Source organism: Enterococcus sp. AZ040, assembly GCF_050499185.1.
Lineage (GTDB): Bacteria > Bacillota > Bacilli > Lactobacillales > Enterococcaceae > Enterococcus_D > Enterococcus_D entomosocium.
This window is the reverse complement of sequence record NZ_JBMHEW010000001.1, coordinates 742,895-763,645: the sequence shown is the minus strand read 5'-3', so window position 1 is coordinate 763,645 and position 20,751 is coordinate 742,895. Positions and strand designations below refer to the sequence as shown.

General features: G+C 41.0%; 20 protein-coding genes. 4 read left to right on the top strand and 16 right to left on the bottom strand.

Annotated elements, in window-relative coordinates:
- Positions 1-130 precede the first annotated feature (130 nt).
- Positions 131-769, top strand: coding sequence for a CPBP family glutamic-type intramembrane protease (locus IGK63_RS03500; RefSeq protein ID WP_016611971.1), 639 nt, complete (start codon positions 131-133; stop codon positions 767-769).
- A 157-nt stretch (positions 770-926) separates the two neighbouring features.
- On the opposite strand, the gene IGK63_RS03495 is transcribed toward IGK63_RS03500, so the two are convergent.
- The 15 genes from IGK63_RS03495 to IGK63_RS03425 form a co-directional block, all read right to left on the bottom strand.
- A complete protein-coding gene (locus IGK63_RS03495; RefSeq protein ID WP_016611970.1) occupies positions 927-1,091 on the bottom strand; it encodes a hypothetical protein in 165 nt (54 codons plus the stop codon).
- A gap of 117 nt (positions 1,092-1,208) precedes the next feature.
- Positions 1,209-2,051: a Cof-type HAD-IIB family hydrolase gene (locus IGK63_RS03490; RefSeq protein ID WP_034872862.1), complete on the bottom strand. Its 843-nt coding sequence runs from the start codon at positions 2,049-2,051 to the stop codon at positions 1,209-1,211.
- Positions 2,052-2,301: 250 nt separating this feature from the next.
- Entirely contained in the window at positions 2,302-2,685 is a 384-nt protein-coding gene (locus tag IGK63_RS03485) for a DUF7006 family protein (RefSeq protein ID WP_016611968.1), read from the bottom strand.
- Between the two features lie 536 nt (positions 2,686-3,221).
- Positions 3,222-3,878: an HAD family hydrolase gene (locus tag IGK63_RS03480; protein ID WP_034872860.1), complete on the bottom strand. Its 657-nt coding sequence runs from the start codon at positions 3,876-3,878 to the stop codon at positions 3,222-3,224.
- A 280-nt stretch (positions 3,879-4,158) separates the two neighbouring features.
- Entirely contained in the window at positions 4,159-4,773 is a 615-nt protein-coding gene (locus IGK63_RS03475) for a helix-turn-helix domain-containing protein (RefSeq protein ID WP_429972435.1), read from the bottom strand.
- 233 nt (positions 4,774-5,006) lie between these two features.
- Positions 5,007-6,287 carry a CapA family protein gene (locus IGK63_RS03470; protein ID WP_005237457.1) on the bottom strand — a complete coding sequence of 427 codons (1,281 nt, stop codon included), beginning with the start codon at positions 6,285-6,287 and terminating at the stop codon, positions 5,007-5,009.
- 437 nt (positions 6,288-6,724) lie between these two features.
- Complete coding sequence (locus tag IGK63_RS03465) at positions 6,725-8,827, bottom strand: BglG family transcription antiterminator (RefSeq protein WP_429972434.1); 2,103 nt, start codon at positions 8,825-8,827, stop codon at positions 6,725-6,727.
- Positions 8,828-8,850: 23 nt separating this feature from the next.
- Positions 8,851-9,756, bottom strand: a complete 906-nt coding sequence (gene dapA, locus IGK63_RS03460; protein WP_016611964.1) for a 4-hydroxy-tetrahydrodipicolinate synthase — start codon at positions 9,754-9,756, stop codon at positions 8,851-8,853.
- Complete coding sequence (locus IGK63_RS03455) at positions 9,753-10,418, bottom strand: SIS domain-containing protein (protein WP_016611963.1); 666 nt, start codon at positions 10,416-10,418, stop codon at positions 9,753-9,755. Before IGK63_RS03455 ends, dapA begins: the two co-directional genes overlap by 4 nt.
- A 24-nt stretch (positions 10,419-10,442) precedes the next feature.
- Positions 10,443-11,729: a PTS ascorbate transporter subunit IIC gene (locus IGK63_RS03450; protein ID WP_016610457.1), complete on the bottom strand. Its 1,287-nt coding sequence runs from the start codon at positions 11,727-11,729 to the stop codon at positions 10,443-10,445.
- 25 nt (positions 11,730-11,754) lie between these two features.
- Positions 11,755-12,120: a PTS sugar transporter subunit IIB gene (locus tag IGK63_RS03445; RefSeq protein WP_005237463.1), complete on the bottom strand. Its 366-nt coding sequence runs from the start codon at positions 12,118-12,120 to the stop codon at positions 11,755-11,757.
- Position 12,121: 1 nt separating this feature from the next.
- Positions 12,122-12,568: a PTS sugar transporter subunit IIA gene (locus IGK63_RS03440; protein ID WP_016611962.1), complete on the bottom strand. Its 447-nt coding sequence runs from the start codon at positions 12,566-12,568 to the stop codon at positions 12,122-12,124.
- 434 nt (positions 12,569-13,002) lie between these two features.
- A complete protein-coding gene (locus tag IGK63_RS03435; RefSeq protein WP_005237465.1) occupies positions 13,003-13,134 on the bottom strand; it encodes a hypothetical protein in 132 nt (43 codons plus the stop codon).
- On the bottom strand, positions 13,131-15,269 hold the full coding sequence (gene feoB / locus IGK63_RS03430; RefSeq protein ID WP_016611961.1) for a ferrous iron transport protein B: 2,139 nt from the start codon (positions 15,267-15,269) through the stop codon (positions 13,131-13,133). Before feoB ends, IGK63_RS03435 begins: the two co-directional genes overlap by 4 nt.
- The gene (locus tag IGK63_RS03425; protein ID WP_005237467.1) at positions 15,269-15,736 is read right to left on the bottom strand and encodes a FeoA family protein; all 468 of its coding nucleotides are present in this window, start codon (positions 15,734-15,736) and stop codon (positions 15,269-15,271) included. Before IGK63_RS03425 ends, feoB begins: the two co-directional genes overlap by 1 nt.
- A 356-nt stretch (positions 15,737-16,092) precedes the next feature.
- Between IGK63_RS03425 and nrdH the strand changes: the two genes are divergently transcribed.
- The 3 genes from nrdH to nrdF all read left to right on the top strand — a co-directional run bounded on the left by nrdH (position 16,093) and on the right by nrdF (position 19,637).
- A complete protein-coding gene (nrdH, locus tag IGK63_RS03420; RefSeq protein WP_005225182.1) occupies positions 16,093-16,317 on the top strand; it encodes a glutaredoxin-like protein NrdH in 225 nt (74 codons plus the stop codon).
- A 97-nt stretch (positions 16,318-16,414) separates the two neighbouring features.
- Entirely contained in the window at positions 16,415-18,574 is a 2,160-nt protein-coding gene (gene nrdE / locus IGK63_RS03415) for a class 1b ribonucleoside-diphosphate reductase subunit alpha (RefSeq protein ID WP_008377092.1), read from the top strand.
- A gap of 97 nt (positions 18,575-18,671) precedes the next feature.
- Positions 18,672-19,637: a class 1b ribonucleoside-diphosphate reductase subunit beta gene (gene nrdF / locus IGK63_RS03410; protein ID WP_005225180.1), complete on the top strand. Its 966-nt coding sequence runs from the start codon at positions 18,672-18,674 to the stop codon at positions 19,635-19,637.
- Between the two features lie 58 nt (positions 19,638-19,695).
- Here nrdF and IGK63_RS03405 read toward each other — a convergent pair whose 3' ends face one another.
- Positions 19,696-20,751, bottom strand: coding sequence for an alpha/beta hydrolase (locus IGK63_RS03405; protein WP_016611960.1), 1,056 nt, complete (start codon positions 20,749-20,751; stop codon positions 19,696-19,698).

Sequence of the window (20,751 nt, the reverse complement as noted above, 5' to 3'; positions counted from 1 at the left end):
ATGACAATCACCCAAAACGTTCATTGTTGTACTTATCGCTTATATTGCGGCACAAAAAGCACACTCAGAAGAATCAGAGAAAACAGCTAAATAGTACATGCTCTATAGCTTAATAAAGAGAGAAAAGTAAATGAACAAACTTATAGGAAAACAAATCTCATGGAACAACGCTTTACTAGGAACAGTCCTCGCAGGTATCGGTTTGGTCGGTCTTTTGTATGCCCCTGCCATCGTCAGCATCTTCTCATTATCGATTGCCAGCTATTTGGCATTACGGCTGGTTTACGGTAATGAGGCAGTCAAGCAGCTCTTTGGAAAACCCATCGCGCCAGTGAAGACGATCAGCAAGTATGTTCTTTTAAACATCCTGATCAGCTTCCTCGTTTCTCTCGTTTTGCAATATGGACTAAAATGGGATCTTCACGGAAATCCAGTGAACGAAGGCTTTCAATGGTTGACTCTGCTAGTTATTCCAATCATGTTACTTGGAGAAGAACTCTTTTCTATCTTCTTTTTAGCGATCTTTTCTAGTAAATGTACCTTGCCAATTGCTAGCATCCTTTCCGCGATCATCTTTGGCTTGGTTCATTACAGCACTTATGACAACGGCAATGTTTTCCATACCTTGATCCATATTCTTTTCATTCAAGGAGTGGCGCGCTTGCTATTTAACCAAGCTGCTATCAAGAGCAACTCGATCCTGACTAGTTGGGGCACACATGTCTTGTTCGACCTGTTTGCTATTTTAGTGGCTTATCTGACTGCTTGAGAAGAAAGAAAAAGACTGATTCAATTGGAATCAGTCTTTTTTGATACAACAAATAGTTACTTGTGTGCCCCTCCTTGAAAGGACGCATTGATCGCTTTTGTGCCTTTCACAAGGTTGGGTGTTTGTTCTATTCGCTGCGTTTCATAAGAAAATGGTCTTACTTTTTAAAGGTACCCTCTTTTACTTTCTCACAAATTTCTGCCTCACTGTACACCTTCATCAGCCGTTTGACTTCGCCTTCGATGTTGAAGCGCAAGGCTTTTGTCGCCTTCAGATTTTTCAATGCTTGTTCAAGATAACAAAAAAAGGTTGTTTCCTTCATTCAACTCAGCCTCCTTGTCAATCGTTGGTTTTACCGATCAGTTTAACAACATCGCTCAACTCCTGGTCAATCCCTCTAGGAAACAAAAGGATTGTGCAGACATCTGCTTCTTAGTGGTTACACCAGACCGTGCTTTTGGAGTGCTTGCGCAATCCCGCCGTCTTCTGGTCGAGCCGTCACCTCGTCAGCTACTGCCAATAGCTGTTCACAGGCATTGCCCATTGCAATTCCCGTCGCAACAGCTTCAAACATTTCGACATCATTATGGCCGTCACCAAACGCCAAGGTATCTTTGTTATCGATCCCTAAATGGTTCAAGAGAAAATCGATGGCTGTTTTCTTGTGGATATTCTTGATGCCGATCTCGCCGCTATCTTTGCCAAAAACAGGTACCGTACTGCGAATCATTTGGAATTGTTCGTGGTATTGGTCATGGACCCGTTCATAAGGAATGGAATGATTGATAAAGGAAACCTTGTTCACGTCATCGTAATCGATTTTCGCTTCGTCCTCAATCAGTAAATCAAGGAACCACTGAATAGTTTGAACGCGTTGTTTTCCTGCTTCACTTTCAACAGACTCACCTGCTAAGACGATCTCCAGCAAACGATTTCTTAGATTGGTACTTGCAAATAAACCTTGGTTCGATTCCAAGTAATACTCGATTTGGTTTTCTTTTAAGAAATCAATCAATCTTAATAAAGCTTCTTTTTCAAAAACTTTGTGCAAAATCACCTCATTATGCACCTCACAATAACCGCCGCCGGCACCAATCATCCCACTTAGGGGCAGTGCCAACACGTCTTCTGTAATTTCGGCCTTTGAACGACCGGTACATAAGAAAAATTCATGGCCTTTCTTATGCGCCGCTGTGATCGCTTGGCGTGCACTTTCTGGTACATTTCCAGCATCATCACATAATGTTCCATCTACATCTAAAAAGACAATTTTTTTCGTCAAATCATTCCCTCTTTTCTCACTCAATCAATAAAGCGCTCACATGAACGTACTTGCCGAACACAAGGTGTCAAGATCAGCTCCTTAGAATTAGTATAACAAATCACAAGGAAAGTGCGCTAGACTATTTTACTAGATCATAAGATGGGATTCTGTTATTATGATCCCTCTTTCTATTCCTCTACTCCCGTGTTCATCGCGTTATTGCTCCATGTGTTCTTTCTTGAGATGGTTGAATTATCCTAAAATATGCTTACTCCTCACTTAAATAAATTAAACTCCATTTTGGTACTTGATTGTTTTTTTGACCTGTAAGCTCGCGATAATAAGATTTTTTATCATTTTTGATCATACAAATAATTTCATGCTCATCCATACAAAACTCTTTGCATAGGTTTGTTCTACTATTTTCAAAAAGTTCCAGTAAAATTTGAATCTGCGCATCTATTGCTAGAAGTGCTTTGAGCTGAACAAATAAACTCTTTGATTGATCATAGTAAATGTGCTCAAATTCATCACAGAGTTCTTGATAATAATGAAAGATTTTTGGGTAATCAGTCAATACCCCTACACTTAGCAACACTTCTTTTGAATAACACAAATAGTCTTTCGGTTCCTTGATATTTTCTGATATCATATCCTTACTCCTTTACATCTATGTTTTTTTGGTGAAAGTAGCGCTATCCCTTCTGCTCGCTTTGATTTTCTTCCGATAGGTTTTTTAATTGAAGCTTAGCTGTCCAAAAACCACTAAAAATGATTGGGTCTTTAGCTCTTACCAATGCAGACACATTAAGAAAATCAGTTACGCCTATTATAGTTTCCCTTTCAGGTTCTCTTATAATTACTTTTTATTAAATAAAAGAAATAAGAGTGAAAAAGAGGCGGCCCCGTTCCCTTCTGCTAAAAAGTAGTGCCCGAATGCAACTAGATCGTCTCTAATGACAAGAAAATGACTATAATATCCATAAAAATCAACAGATAGCTAAAATTGTTGCTTCATGTAAATAGACGCCCCATATCCATACCAACAAAAAAAACCAATAATCGAATCTATCGATCATTGGTCGAAACCTCAAATATACTGCTGGAAGAAGACGTTCAGTCCATTCTATTTTTCACGCTACAGATCAAAAATAGAAATGATTTTTAAACTGTATCAGTAAAAATAGATCAAGCATAGATATAATCTAAAATATCCTGCGGCGCTTCTGCCAAAGCATCTGGTTTTTCAGCGGAAAGTTTTTTCGCATCGTGGCTGCCCCAGGTAACAGCGATGGTTTTGACACCGGCTGCTTTGCCCATCTGGATATCAAAAATAGCATCTCCTACCATGATCGTCCTTGTCGGATCAAACTGATAGTGAGTAACTACTTTATCGATTCCTTCTGGATGAGGCTTATAGTGGGACACCGCATCTGAGCCGATGATTTCTTCAAAGAACGCCACAAGGCTCTGAGCAGCCAAATTTCGTTTAACGACCGCTGTCTTCTTACTTGAAACGACGAAACAAGGAACCTTTCGTTTCATTAAGATTTCTAGGACATGGGGAATTTCAGGAAATACGTTCAAGGTACTTTCCTCGTATGTTTGATAATAGGTACGAAAAATCCGAATCAGTTCCGTTGCTGTTTCTTGATCCAATGGCTGTTCTGACATTTTAAAAAACGATTCTTCGATCGGTATCCCCATGTAATGTTCAATGACTACCTCACTCGGTACTTTGAGTCCCATCTCTGTAAAAGCTGCTTTTGTCGCCTTGATGCTGCATTCTCTCGAATCTAATAGGGTTCCGTCTAAATCAAATATCACACACTCAATCTTCTTCACGACATTTCCTCCTCTGAAAGATACTACAGCACGTTTCTCCAAAGTGCTTTTTAAATCCTGTAGTATTCCTTTTCATTACTGATTATCTCTATTTTAACACTAAAAAAAAGCATTATCATAATTTTCGATACCATCATTTATTTAATACTAATATTTTTATATAAAAAACGACTCAATTTGAAAACAGAGTCGTTTCTACCTGAAAAGCAGTCGAAGCTACAAAGAGGTCTATTCGTGAGAAATAAGGCTTCGATGCTCTTTTGATCACACAATTTTCTTTTTATTGTAAGATATAGCCTTTGCCCCAAGCGGTACGAACCCGTTTTTCAGTGTAGTCGTATTCATCTAATTTTTCATTGACTCGTTTCGCTAATATTGACAACTGAGATTTTCTCGAGTTTGTTCCACCATTTCCCCAAATTTTCCAACACAGGTCTTCTCGGTTAATAAATTGCTCTTCTCCTAAATTGTTAAAAAAGATCTGTTCTTGCAGACTAAGAAATTTAGGAAAGGATTCTTTCGTGACGGATGCTTTTTCTAACTTACGACTAATTGGTGGTAGTGCAGCCAAAAATTCTCTCAGCTCGACAAAAGAGCGATTCAGGTACGTGGCATTTTCAGCTTTTTCCATCCTACCTTCTTGTTCAATATTCCCTGGCAAGATACGGACGATTCGTTTTTGATAATAAGGAGCCAACGCCTGATTGATCAATAAAAATTCTGGATCTGCAATCGTTTCACTGACAAATAAGCAGTCAAATAATTTGGCGCTTTCTATCAACCATTCCGCCTCTTCTGTATTTTTCCCTACGAACACTTCATGACTCAAAATCTGTAACTCCCGCTGCAAATCAATCTCATATGATATATTTTTCGTCAGTATAATAATTCTCATGACACATCCTGCTTTCTTTCCCTTTTATTCAGAAATCATCTACTGAATCCTTTCCGACTCATTTCTGAATGCTTTATGTTGACATTATTACTTATTTTTATCAGTTTGAGGTGTCATTTTTTGTTCATAAATGATAGTCTACTGTCATGTTTTGTTGGAAGGAGCACCATTCGTTTCATGATTCGTTTTCTCGAGAGCTAATAAAAAAGCAACCTGTTGGTCAGGTTGCCTTATTAGTCATTTTGATTTTCTTTTTGCTGCTCCCACTTCAAATCTAACAGCTCCAGCATTTCATGGTAGGCGGTTTCTATGCGCTGTCGTTTTTCTTCAGGAACACGTTTGGCGTATTGTCCATCCGGTAGATAATCTTCGGCCAAGTAAACTTGAAAATCAAAGGCCTGTAAGACGCCGTATTCTGGATCATAATAGGTACGATCAGGGATCGGCTCTTTGGAGACCCAAGTTGGATGTAAGGCAATCTTACTTAAATAGGTCCGAGCTCCCTGTTTGGTGATCTCAACTTCTGGAATGACGCCGCGTTCGGTCCAATAGTTGTTATTGACGGTTTCATAACGTTGATTCGACAATAAGTTCCCCATTGAATAAATGATAAATTTCTTTTCACCGTCCTTTTCGATGATTTCGGTTGGTTCTGCTACATGCGGATGGCCGCCGAAGATAATATCAGCACCAAAATTGATCATCTTCCGATAAACTGTTTGTTGTTCTTCCGTTGGTTCTAAAGAATACTCGACACCAGACTGAGGCATCACGATGGTGATATCCGCCAAGGTTTCCGCTTCTTTGATCTCTGCTTCCACTTTATCGAGGGACAAGTCTTTCAAAAAGGTGTCATACTCTGCTTGAGTTAAGCTTTCTTCAAGTCCATTGAAGCCATAGGCATAGGCCAAGAGAGCAACTTTGATCCCGTTGACTTCTTTGACCAAAATTCCACTATTGTCGACCGTGACACCAATCGTTGCCAACCCTTGATCGTGAAAAGCAGCCGCCGTTGTTTTGACTCCTTCGATTCCCGTATCTAAGATATGATTATGAGCAAGATCGATCACATCAAAGCCCGCATCTTTGATGCTGGCAACGGCATCGATAGGCGCGTTGAATAAGGGAAAACCGCCAAGCGGTTTATTAGGATTGATGGTTCCTTCAAAATCACCCAGAGCAAGATCCGCCGATGCAATTAACGGTTTGACTTGCTCAAAATCATTGTCAAAATCATAACGCTTTCCATCGTAAGCGCTTAAATAAACAGGTGTATGATAAAGCATATCGCCACTAGCTGTCACTGTGATGGTTTTTACTTTTGGCTTTGTTTCGGTAGAACTACTTGATTCTTGCATTGGCTTTGTCGATTCTGCTGTAAGACGCTGTTCGGGGATGCTTGTCGCTTGAATCACTAGATAAATCACTCCGAATGTGATTGCCAATAATGCTACACTTAACCCAGCAATGATCCGCTGCCTTTTCTGATGTTCCTGTCTTCGTTGCTGTCTCATGAACCCACCCTTTCAATGTCCTTTTTCCCAAATTTTTATTCTATTACAATCGAAAGAGAGTGCTTCTATTCCCTTTCGCACAACATTCACTAAATAATATCTTTTTATTAAATAATTATACTATACTTTTTAGCCCCTTAATAGGTCATTTCATAAAGCATAAAAAACAGCCCGATCGTGATCGAACTGTTTCTCCACTTCTATGGTAGCTGATTTCCGAATGAATCTTTCTTGTAGAACTGGACTAACCTCAAACGGCATAAATTAGTATCATTAGATAATCCTTCGGCTGTTAACAGTTCTGGATGACATCCCTCGCTTTCGGATGAACAGCAGCAAACGATGAAAGCAAATTACTCCCCTTCGCACGCTTCTCTCAATAAAGACCAAAGAGTATATGCTTTATTCTATAATACTTACAGTTTTTTCGAAAAAATTTATACAACAGAAGTACGTAAAATCTCTGCAAACCAGTGATAAACTGTTTCCGGACATTCATGTTTTTCTAATTCTCGAAAAAAGTCTTTGGATTCAATAAGGGTAATAAACTGAGTCATCGCATTTAGATGCTGCTTGCTGTCTAACGCAGAAAGAGTAAAGATGTACTTTACAGGAATCGTTCCTAAGACATATACTTCAGATTCTAACGTTGTCAATCCCATGCCAAGTTTTTTTGCACCTGCTTCAGGAACCGTATGCGGTAAGGCAACTTGATCGACTATCACCATATAAGCACCTTCTGATCTGGTTTGTTGAATGATCGAATCGATGTAATTTCTAGTGATGATCTTTCTTTCAATCAATGGATTGGCTGCGAGATAAAAGGCCTCTTCCCACGTTCTGGCTTTTTTGTTTAATTGTATCAATTCTGGACGCATCATATCCAACAGCATTGCAGGTTCTTTTGTCTTTTTTTCTTTTTGAGACATGATAGATGCCGTTGGCGAGCAGGTCTCTTGTACAAATTTCTCTAAATGATGCCGCAGAGCTGACTCGCTGGTAACCGTTGAATATTGTTGAATAACTTGCATCAAGCCGTCGATCGTAACAGTATTGGGCTTTATACTTGTACTGGTTTCGAATTTGACATCTAAAAACAACTGGGTTCGTTCCTCGTAAGACATGATCGGGTTTACTACAAAAATCGGTTTTTTTAACGGATAAAGTTGAAAGTTGGGTTTTGTCGTAAAAATGATATCGTAAGACTGATCAAATGAATGCAGTTCGCTTGTTTCAATCGGTCCCAATAAGATAAAAGAGGGAAAGATTTCCTTTAATTCATTGTAAATGATTGCTGAGCTTCCAATACCATTTGGGCAAACAACGACCCCCACTTTTTGTTGCACCATATATTCTTCAGAATTCCTGATCAAAAGCGCAAAGTGCATTGTTAAAAAGGCTACTTCTTCATCTGGAAGCTTTGAATCAAAGCTATCACTGATTGGTCTCAAGGTTTCTTTTACGATCTGATAAAGGTCATTATATTTTTCAAAAATTTTCTCCTGCATAGGATTGATGATCGGTAATCGAAACAGCATTCGGAAATAGGTCGGTCGAAAATGACTATATAATTGCTTGATGACAGAGTGTTTATCCTTGAAACGAATACCTGAAAGCAATTCAAATCGCTCGACGATTCTTTCTACCAAGTCAATGATGACCAAATTTCCTTGAAGCCATTCCTTTTCATTCCCTAATGCCATTCCCAGGACCCACCCACAGAGATAGTTCTTTTCTATACTATTCATCACCCCTGCGTTTTCTAAAATTTCTTCAGCAAAGCGGTACTCCTTCATTTTTACTAACTCATGATCATTAGAAAAGGGCTTTAGATCAAATTCATTCAAGCCCATTCTTGGGTATAAAAAAATAAGGATATAGTTCAATTCAATCAACCTATTTTCAACTAACTCTATCGCATGTTTTTCTAAAAGAAGAGAAAGATAGGTGTCCTGCTCATCCGCCAATTGTATTCGTTCGTTATGAATAAAGTAACGGTAAATAAAATCATCATCCTTGCTAGTCACATCTTCCAAAATCATTCGAAATAAAGCGTAACGAATCATCAGTTCATCACCTGCTAAGTGATACCCCTCTTTTCTTGAATAACTGATTGAAATATCGTACCCATGTAATTCCGCTTGTAATTTGCGCAGATCACTCATAAAGGTTGTTTTGCCGATTTTTAACGCATCTAAAAAATGGTTGACCGACAGATAGTCTTTCTCGTAGTAAAAGAGCGTCAAAAAGATATATTTTCCTCGTTCTTTTGAACTCATCTCATAATACTTAAACATACGCTCACGTAAAAATGACTCCAACAAATATTCCTTGCTTTTTTCAGGCAGTCGAATCACACTTTCCTTATTCACGCTAAGTGGTAGTTTTTGGGCAGATAGAAACTGGTTGATTTTATCAATGGTATACTCTATTTGAGTGCGGTTCATAGAATAATTCCGCTGAAGATAATCGTAACTGATGGTCGGTTTTTCAATCAGAGCCATCATCATCTTTCTCGTCCTATAGTCAATTTTTACCATCAATGTTCCCCCATTTCTGCAGCCTACTGTTCTACTTTCAATGTAAATCCTTCCGCTTGTACATATTTTTGAAGCACTTGATCTACCTGCTGCTTTTCTTCTTTGGTAAGATCTAGAACAGGCAGTTTCGGTAACCCAACATCCTGTCCGATTGCCCGCAAACAGTATTTCAGCCCAGACGGAATCGTTGAGCATTTGCAGGCTTCTCTAAAATCATCAATACTTGCTTGTTCTTGCCGCGCTTGTTCTATGTTTCCAGCTACAAATTGTTCATAGATCGACACATCTGTTTTCGTCACAACATTTGCGGTTGAAGCCACAGAGCCATCTGCTCCTAACTGTAATGCTTCTAAAATCTTAGAGTCGCTTCCCATCAGCAAAGAGAAATCCTCTCGATGATTTAATTCAAGATAGCCCTTGAAGTTTTCTAGATCACCGCTTGAATCTTTTATCCCAATGATCGAATCAATTTTGAGTAATTCCGAGAAAACATGACGATTGATGAAATTTCTAGTATTTGGCGGAATATTGTACAAAATGATTGGTAGTGTCGTTTGCTCAGCAATCATTCGGTAGTGATGGATCAACTCCTCATCGGTATATTTCAAAAGATACGGCGTAATGATGGACGCAGCATCAACGCCGATTTTTGCAAACTCATTTACTAACTCAATCACTTTATTCGTTGCGATATCTCCGGCACCTGCAAATACTGGTACTCTGCCCGATACTTCATCGACAACGATTTTTGCAAACTGGATTTTCTCTTCTTTGCTTAAGGTATGAAATTCGCCATTGGTTCCTAAAATAAACAACCCGTGGACACCACCAGCAATCAAATGCCTTACAAGCTTTCTGGTGCCCTCTTCATTGATGCCGTTCTCATTTAATGGTGTGACCATTGCTGGTATAATTCCTCTGATTTTCATTGCGTAAGCTCCTTTTTTGTCGTTGCTCCTAAGCTTCCCCCTGGATGCCATTTAAGGTAATCTTCTAAATTGATTTTTTTTGCTTCTTGCAGCAACACCGACAGAACCTGCAGCTGGATCATTTGGGCGATCACAGAGGAACGTGGCGGTTTATTCAATGAGTCCCCTTCTTGGGAAACATAAGAAGACAATGTGACTTCAGCACAGGAAGCTAGGGAAGAATCTTCATTTCCTGTTACCGCTAAAATTACAGCGCCATTGGCTTTTAAGGCAGCAAGTGCATATTCTAATTCTTTGGTGTTCCCACTATTACTTATCGCAATCACTACATCGCCAGCCACGACTTGTCCTGCCGATCCGTGCACAGTTTCAGTTGTGTCTAAAAAATAGGTTGGCGTGCCGACAGATGAGAAAAGTGAAGCTGCATAGCCTGCTACATAGGAACATTTTCCCACGCCTGTTACATGAACACGCTTATGATTTTTTTCTGCATGGAGAATAAGTTCTTTGGCCTTCACCATCTGTTGATAGACTTCTTCTTCTTCAAGCCGATAAAATTGAGCATCGCTTTGGGCTTTTAAATTCGTACTATATTCAAACAAAACGTTTTTTTCATTCAATACAGATTTTCCTTCCTTATAGCAAGGAGAAATTGTATCCACCTTTCTCCTTGCTAATCATACTGTTTAACTAAATAGTTTTAAGATTTTATCTAGTAAAATTCCGATAATATTGTAGTCGATTTGAGGAAATCCAGCGTCTGTGATGCCTAATTCAGAAAAAGCTGGGAAAAGCACCAAAGGCAATGCAGTCAGCAAAATACCGCCTAAGAAGGATGCGATGATCGCCCCTTTCAACCCGCCTCTTATTGAACCAAAGACACCCATTGTTCCACCCGAGAAAAAAGCAATCCCAGCTGCTGGCAAAAGTACAACGGGAGAACCCATAGCAGCCATGGCAAACGTCGCTGTTAAGCCACCTATAAACGAGGTAATAAAACCGACAGGAACCATGGTTGGCGCATATTGGAAAAACACAGGAACATCTACTGCCGGCATTGATCCCGGGATATATTTTTCAGAGATCGCCACGAAGGCAGCCGTTAATTCAGCAATAAATTGACGCACACCATAAATCAGTACAGACATACCCGCCGCAAATTGCAACCCTTGAATCAACGGATACAAGAACCATAAGTCGTTGCCAGCCATTTCTTGAACGACATCCATATGACCACTTAAAACTGCTGCGATCGTTGCAATGTAGAAAAGAATAATCATGAAAAATGCAACAGAGAAGACAAAATCTCGGAATACGGAGAAGAAATCAGGAAGCTCGCGATTGGCTGCTTTCTCTTTCTTTGCTTGCCAATTTTTCCCGCCAATGACACTGCCGATGACACCTGAGAACCAGTAAAAAATTAAGTTAAAGTGACCTAGTGCAACCCCTGCATTACCTGTCAGCTCATCTGTATATTTCTGAGCCAATTTGGGCAACCCTGCTCCTGCAAAACCTAGTACCAAAGAACCAAAGATAACTGTTACCCAAGTGGGCATACCATTCGAAATAAAAATCAACCCAATGACAGCAGCAAAGAAAAGATAATGCTGACCGGTTAAAAAAATTGATTTTAAAGGCGTCAATTTCGCAATAACTAATCCGAATATGAACCCTAGCCCCATAATCATTGATATTTCAAAACCATATACATCCATAGCTAACGCTGTAGCAGGCTCTACTGCCAGAACCGTCCCTTGAACACCAAATGCGGTCTGAAACAACGTGGCGAAATTTGCAGCAATCGTTCCTACATGACCACCACCAATATTAAAAATCATAAACCCAATGCCCACTTTGAGGACACCGCTCAGGGTCTCCTTCGCAGGCTTTCTTTGTGCAAGTAACCCGATCAAAGCTAAAATCATTAGCAACACAGCAGTATTTCTGAATTGGTTCATTACTAAAATTGCCATTCAATTTATTCCTCGCTCCATCAATTTATTTTGTTTGCATCGTTTCAAGAAATGTTTCTAGTTTTCCTTGGATCTCTTCTTTACTCATAATATTTTGAATGCCTATGACTTCATAAGGTTTGTTTTGAAAATCAGGTTCCGCTGCGATATCTGCCATACTCATAAAGGCATCACCCGTAAAACCAATGAGAACGTCTAGATTTCCATGAATCGTTTCAATGGGATAGCCGTTTTCTTCAATCACTGATTTTACCTTTATGTGAAGCAGCGTTGAACTCCCCATCCCAGCACGACATGCAACCGCTATCAAAAATTTCTTGCCATTACTCGCCTTAGGTTTTGCATCTGATTGGATCGATGCATCATTTTTCTTTTTTTGAAAGAATCCCATCTTAACTCCTCGTTTCTTCTAATAGTTGTATAAATGCTTCTGGTGTCTCCACATTTGCTAAACGATCAATGATATTGTCCCTTGCTAAAACCTCTGCTAACTCACTCATCAGTTCCAAATGACTGGTCGGGTCTATCGCTGCCAAACAGAAAATGACTTTCACTGGATCATTGGGCGAACCAAATGAGATGGGGGTATTTAAGGTCATCGCACTTAGTCCTAAACGACAAACCCCATCTTCTGATCGGGCATGGGCCAAAGCAAACCCAGGCATAAGCACGATATACGGCCCGGCATCTAAGACGGATTGAATCATCGCTTCGACATACTGTTTTGAAACGCTGCCATTCCTCAATAACGGCTGGGCAGCTTTTTTGATTGCTTCTTGCCAACTGGTACTGTCTTGCTGAAGTAAAATGTTTTCTTTTGTTAATAATGTAGTTTGCAAACGACGATTTCCTTTCTAAAAAAATTTCTTTAGGTTTTAGTAAAAGAATTTCTCGAGATAATTCCTATACACACACTATAATTGAAAAGTTCTGACCTGAATAGACGATTTGCGACCACATATTTGTACACGCTTCCAGATTAAGTGAACTGCTCTTCTCAAAAAGACCAGGAATACTGCCTATTTTTTTTGCTAGCCTCCAGTTTTTCTCGATAACCTTCTTGAGCAGTTCACAAAACTTATTCTATCAAGGAAAAAATGAACCAAAAATGGACAGATCCTTTGCTTGCACCCACAATAAAAAAAAGAAGCTCTTAAATAAACTAAGAACTTCTTAAAGCAAACACTCTATTCATGGCTATAGATCTACCGTTTCAATTGTATTTCTACCCGTAGGTGTTTTCACACGAATTTTTACTTACAACCGCTATTTTCTACTTTGCTTCCTCATGCTTCACGGGACAACTGCTGTGGCAATCAGAACAATGATCCTTTTTCACCATGCGGTACACCACACGACCGCCATAGCCAAAAATCAGTCCGCTTAGAATTACTGTAGCGATCATTTTTCGCCTCCTACGACTTGGATCAAGGGCGCACTCCCTCGGAATGGTTTCTTCACCAGAGCAAATACTAATAGACCAGCAATGACTATTGCCGCAAAAACACCTAGCGTGAGGTGTCCGCCTTCAAAGATGACGTGTCCGAATTGGTAGACCAGAAAACTGGCGCAGTACGCCAAGCCGCATTGATAGCCAATGGCTAACCACGTCCACTTGCTGTCCCCCATTTCACGGTGGATAGCACCGATGGCAGCAAAACAGGGGGCACATAGTAAATTAAAGACGAGGAAAGAGTATGCCGCCACAGCAGTGTAATCGCCGCGCAACACTTGCCAAATCTCCGTCCCACTTTCTGACAACTCACCGGTTTGTCCGTAGAGAATCCCGTATGTGCCGATCACATTTTCTTTGGCCACCAAGCCAGTGATCGTCGCCACGGCGCCTCGCCAAGTTCCCCAGCCTAGGGGAGCGAAGAGGGGCGCCAAAAGTCGACCGAAAAAGGCCAAAATGCTTTGGTCTTCACTGACCCGCTGCAAGGTAAAGCTGTAGCTGGAGGTAAACCAGACAAAGATACAAGCTACAAAAATTATCGTACCGGCTTTTTTTACAAAAGCAACGGCTCGATCACAGGCACTTTTCAAAATCGTTGTGAGCTGCGGCAAGTGATACGCTGGCAGTTCCATAATGAATGGTGCCAGATCACCTGCAAAAAGCGGCGTTTTTTTCAAGACGATCCCTGAAAAAATCACAGCGCCCATGCCGACAAAATAGGCCGATGGTGCGACCCAACTATAATGAGGGAAAAAGGCACCCGAAATCAATGCAATGATCGGCAATTTGGCAGAACAAGGCATAAAGGTCGTGACCATCACCGTCAACCGACGATCCTTTTCGTTTTCAATCGTTCGGCTTGCCATCACCCCCGGCACGCCGCAACCTGTAGCAATCAACATGGGGATAAACGACTTGCCAGATAGACCAAACTTGCGAAACAGTCTGTCCATGACAAATGCCACCCGTGCCATGTATCCACAGTCCTCCAAGATAGCCAAGCAAAAAAACAACACGAAAATCTGCGGCAAAAAGCCTAAAACCGCACCGACCCCAGCCACAATGCCATCCAAAATCAGTTCTTGTAGCCACTGGGCGACCTGCAGCTGTTCTAGCCAATGCGCTGCTGTTTCGGGAATCCAGCTGCCAAATAATACATCATTGACCCAATCAGTGCCGATCGTGCCAATCGTCTGAATCGATAAATAGTAGATTCCCCACATAATGAAGGCAAAAATCGGTAGTGCCAATACGCGATGAGTCAACACGCGGTCGATTTTGTCGCTGAGGGCTAAGTGCTGATCTGTTTCCTTGATGACTGCCAGCGCCAACAATTCTTCAATGAAGCCATAGCGCTCATTAACGAGAATGGCGTCACTGCTGTCTTTAAAGATCATCTCTAAAATCGAAATCGTCTCCTGAAGGACTGCTTGCTGGGAATCAGTCAGTTTACACATTGCTTGAATCGCTTCATCTTTTTCAAAGAGTTTTATGGCAAACCAGCGTTTTTGCTGCTGAGGGATCGTCTCTGGCAAAATCGCCATGATCTCGGTCAAGCCAGCTTCTAAACGATCATCGTAGCGGGGAGGGAACTGTTGTGTGTTGACTGCGTGCTTCGCTGCCTCGATCATTTTGGCTAAACCACGTTGTTTCAAAGCACTGATCCCCACTACAGGAATCCCTAATCCGTAAGCCAATTTTTCGAAGTTGATCTGCAAGCCTTTTTTCTTTAATAGATCGATCATGTTGATGGCTGCCACAGTCGGAACATTCATTTCTAATAATTGCAATGTTAAATACAGATTTCGCTCAAGATTAGTTCCGTCAATAATATTGATCACCGCATCCAGCGATGCTTCCATCAAATAATTGCGGGAAATCAGTTCTTCCGGCGTATAAGGCGACAAGGAATAGATCCCGGGCAGATCTTGGATCAGCACGTGCCGGTCTTTTCGCAGTCGCCCCGCTTTACGTTCTACGGTGACACCCGGCCAATTGCCCACTGTTTGTTTGGCACCAGTCAATTGATTGAAAGTACTTGTTTTCCCGCTATTGGGATTTCCTGCTAATGCAAATTGATAGGTCATCAAGCTTCGACTCCTTTTTCGATAAAAACCAACGCTGCTTCTTGCTTTCTCAAAGACAATTCATAGCCGCGGAGCCGAATCTCCATTGGATCACCCAATGGAGCCAGTTTCACTACTTCCAAATGAACGTTTTTCGTAAGCCCCATATCCATCAAACGACGGCGCAAAGCACCTTTTGCACCAATCTGATTGACCTTCCCGCTTTCACCAACTTGCAGCTGATCCAAAGAGGTAATGACCGTTTGCTGCTGGATTTCTGTGACATCGATTTGTTCCATGACCCGTGCATCTAAAGCAATCCGCGTCCCTTGGTGCAAAATGATGCCGCCTTTGCGATCTTTTTGCACCACAACGATTTCAACCCCCGTGCGAATGCCAAGATCGTTTAAATGAACCGTGATTTCTTTGGTTGTTGCCAACGAGTCGATTTTGTATGTCCCAGAAGCCCAAGTTTGCGCCATTTTCATTGGTTCTTACTCCTTTTGTGAAGTGTTTTTTAATTAACCTACTTTAATTGAGAATGATTATCATTATAATAGAGCCATTTTCATAGGAAGTCAATCTGTTTTCGACTTAACTTTGAATCTTCCTTCACAATAGAGATTTTTTTTACTCATTTTGATTGCATATCCCCTCTAATAATTACGCAAAAACCTTGTAATTCTAAGTATTTTCCGCTTTTTTCATTTGCATAAAAAACACAGAAACACTATAAATTGTGTATGCCGAATTCACAAGCACAAGATATAGTGTTTTTTCGTTGACTTTCTCCGTGACTTATTTATACTAGGTTTATAACTATTACAACTCGGAGGAAACAATTATGAATATCAAACTATTTTCTAAAAACAACTGCATGCAATGTAAAATGGCGAAACGCTTTTTAAGTGAAAATCAGATTGCCTTTGAAGAAATCAATATCGATAATGAGCCTGAAGCATTAGAATTTTTGAAAGAACAAGGATTTCAAAGTGTGCCAGTCATTACCTCTGATGCGCAAACGATCATCGGTTTCCGTCCAGATCAACTACGTCAATTAGCGAGCTAAGATTTTTCTCAATGTGATGCTTTTGAGGGATTTGTCAGTCGTCCAGACCGCAAGTCCTTTTTTATACGAACAAAACAAGAAAAGAGGTTAGCCATTTATGAGCTTGAAAGAAATCAAAGATGTCAGTTATTTCAAATTGAATAATGAGATCAACCGTCCAGTAGATGGTCAAATTCCATTAAATAAAGACAAAGAAGCCCTAGCGGCATTCTTTAAAGAAAACGTTGAACCAAATACCTTAACCTTTGCGACTGCAATGGACAAAATCAATTATTTGATTGAAAATGATTATTTAGAAGAAGAATTTATCAAAAAGTACCGTCCTGCTTTTATTGAGGACTTGTATCAATTCTTAGATGAGCAACACTTTACTTTCAAATCATTTATGGCTGCTTACAAGTTTTATTCACAATATGCATTAAAAACGAATGATGGTACCGCGTATCTTGAGCGTTACGAAGATCGGGTGGCGTTCAACGCCCTTTACTTTGCGGATGGGAATGAAGAGTTAGCCATGAGCTTGGCAGATGAAATGATCTACCAACGTTACCAACCAGCAACCCCTTCTTTCTTGAACGCAGGACGCAAACGTCGCGGTGAATTAGTTTCTTGTTTCTTGATCCAAATCACTGATGACATGAACGCGATCGGTCGTGGGATCAACTCCGCGCTGCAACTTTCACGGATCGGCGGCGGTGTCGGGATCACATTATCAAACTTGCGGGAAGCTGGCGCGCCTATCAAAGGCTACGAAGGTGCAGCAAGTGGTGTGATGCCTGTAATGAAATTGTTTGAAGATAGCTTCAGCTACTCAAACCAATTGGGTCAACGGCAAGGGGCTGGCGTGGTCTACTTGAACGTCTTCCACCCAGACATCATCAGCTTTTTATCAGCGAAAAAAGAAAATGCAGATGAAAAAATCCGTGTCAAAACCTTATCATTAGGTGTGATCGTACCTGACAAATTTTACGAATTGACGCGTAAAAATGAAGAGATGTATCTCTTTAGTCCGTACAGTGTCGAAAAAGAATATGGCGTACCATTTTCTTATGTCGATATCACCAAGGAATACGACAACTTAGTCATGAATCCACGGATTCGCAAGACTAAAATCAGAGCTCGCGATTTAGAAAATGAAATTTCTAAATTGCAACAAGAATCTGGTTATCCTTATATCATTAATATCGATACAGCAAACCGCAGCAACCCGATCGATGGCAAGATCATCATGAGTAATCTTTGTTCCGAGATCCTTCAAGTTCAAGCACCATCTGAGATCAACGGCAAGCAAGAATACGAGGTTTTAGGAACAGATATCAGCTGTAACTTAGGTTCCACCAATATCGTGAACTTGATGGACAGCCCTGACTTTGGGAAATCTGTTCGAGCAATGACTCGTGCCTTGACCTTCGTTACTGATGCGTCTGACATTGACGTGGTACCATCGATCCAAAATGGGAATGCCTTGAACCACACGATCGGGTTAGGCGCAATGGGCTTGCATACCTATTTTGCAAAAAATCAAATGGAATACGGTTCACCAGAATCCCTTGAATTTACTGATCTTTATTTCATGTTGTTGAACTATTGGACATTGGTTGAAAGCAATGCCATCGCCAAAGAAAAAGGCGAAGTTTTCCATAACTTTGAAAAATCAGCTTATGCAGATGGCAGCTACTTCACTGATTATATCCAAGGTGACTACCAACCAAAATCGGAAAAAGTCAAAGCATTGTTTGAAGGCGTCTTTTTACCAACTGGTGAAGATTGGGCAGCCTTGGCACAAACCGTCAAAGAAACCGGCTTGTATCACCAAAACCGCTTAGCCGTTGCACCAAATGGTTCGATCTCTTATATCAATGATACGAGTGCCAGCATCCACCCGATCACTCGGATGATCGAAGAACGCCAAGAAAAGAAAATCGGCAAGATCTATTATCCAGCACCTTACTTGAGCAATGAGACGATCGGCTACTACAAATCAGCCTACGATATGGATATGCGCAAAGTGATCGATGTTTACGCAACTGCTCAAAAACACGTCGATCAAGGGATGAGTATGACCTTGTTTATGCGTTCAGATATTCCAGAAGGTCTTTACGAATGGAAAGAAACGACAAAACAAACCACCCGTGATTTGAACATCTTGCGTCACTATGCTTTCCACAAAGGGATCAAATCGATCTACTATGTACGGACCTTTACAGATGATGCAGAAGAGATCGGCAGCAACCAATGTGAAAGCTGTGTCATCTAATCCAACTTTTGCCTGAAAACGAACCAATAGCCTGCCCCTGCTCTTTCTTGAGAGCGGGTCGGCTGTTGTCTTGATACGATTATTGGAGGAACCGACTATGGGTAAGACTTACTATGAAGCAATCAACTGGAATGAGATCGAAGATATCATCGATAAATCCACTTGGGAAAAATTAACAGAGCAATTCTGGTTAGATACGCGGATCCCTTTATCAAATGACCTTGATGATTGGCGGACGCTATCACCATTAGAAAAAACGACGGTGGGCTACGTCTTTGGCGGCTTGACCTTATTAGATACCGTTCAATCAGAAAGCGGTATGGATCAACTGCGTAAAGATGTCCGCACCCCACATGAAGAAGCGGTCTTGAACAACATCCAATTTATGGAATCTGTCCATGCAAAAAGCTATTCATCGATTTTCAGCACCTTGAATACAAAAGCGGAGATCGCCGATATTTTTGAATGGACCAATACCAATCCTTACTTACAAAAGAAAGCCGAACGAATCAATGAGATTTACAAAAATGGGACACCGCTAGAGAAAAAAATCGCCAGTGTGTTTCTAGAGACCTTCTTATTCTATTCAGGTTTCTATACACCCCTTTACTACTTAGGTAATAACAAACTAGCGAACGTAGCGGAGATCATCAAATTGATCATTCGTGACGAATCCGTTCATGGCACGTATATCGGCTACAAATTCCAATTAGGTTTCAACGAATTACCAGAAGACGAACAGCAAAAGCTGAAAGACTGGATGTACGACTTGTTGTATGAGTTGTATGAAAACGAAGAACGTTATACCGAAGAATTATACGATGAGATTGGCTGGACCGAGGAAGTCAAAACCTTCTTGCGTTACAATGCCAATAAGGCTTTGATGAATCTAGGACAAGACCCGCTTTTCCCAGACACCGCCAACGATGTCAATCCAATCGTCATGAACGGTATTTCAACTGGTACCAGCAATCACGACTTCTTCTCACAAGTTGGGAACGGGTATCTGCTTGGTTCCGTTGAAGCGATGAAAGACGATGACTACTTCATCGGACTTGATTGATTTGCTTACAAATAAACACCTTGTTTCTCGCCAATAGAGGGTGAGAAACAAGGTGTTTTTAGTTAGCCAGCTGGTCTTTGATAAAGGTCAACGTTTCTGTCAAACATTCCTGTGCTTGCGGCAAGCTATAATCAAATTGGTATTCGTGGGTCACTGTTTCCGAATCCCCTTTGTAAAAACGACTTGTCACGGGAATATCAAGAGCTTGCAGCTGGTTGGCAAAGGCAATGCCTTGGTCTTCAAAGGAATAGGCGTTGCCATCAGTGATATACGTTGGTGGAAAATCAGCCGTCAATTTATCCACCAGTGAGATCTCCTGCAGTTGGGGACTATCTTGCCATTCTTTTTTGCCTAATAACGACCAAGCCACCGTTTTAACAAAGAATTTCATAAAACGATCATCCGAAGAAGTTCCAACGATCTGCTTCAAATCAAGGGGGCCGCAATAGGAAATAAACCCTTTCAGGGCCGATGCAGGAATGTCTTGATCAAAGGACATTTCCTTCGCATACGCTGGATTGGTTTGCAGCGCCACATATTGCCCGGCAATTTGGGCACCTGCAGAATCTCCACCGAAGAAGAGTTGATCGAAATCAAGCATGGGGTATGCTTGGGCATCTGCTTTGATCGAGTCTACCGCTTGGGCTAATTGTTTGACCTGTCCCGGATAATGCAAACTTGGCGCCCATTCATAATTAATCGAAATCACAGCGGCTTTGGTTTCATCGACGACATAGGTCGCAAATTCTTTGACGCCTTCTTTGTCTCCCCCGACATATCCGCCCCCATGGACCCAAAAAATGACTGGAACAGGGCCTTGTGCATCTTTGGGATAATAAAGATCAAAGGTACTGCGTTGATAATCCGATTGATAAGCCAAGTCCTGTTTGACCGTCACATTCGGCAAACTTTTTTGATAAGCCGCCTCATCCTTGATGGTCACTTCTTGGTTAAACAGATGACCGATCAAAAAAGCCCCCGGTCGTGGGGAGAGTTGAAAAGCCAGAAAAACGGCAGCTAAGAGTCCGATCAGGACAATCGCCACCCACATGAAAAAGCGCAGAATTTTTTTCACGCAAAAGCTCCTTCCTTCGTTCTGTTTCAGCTTTTTCAT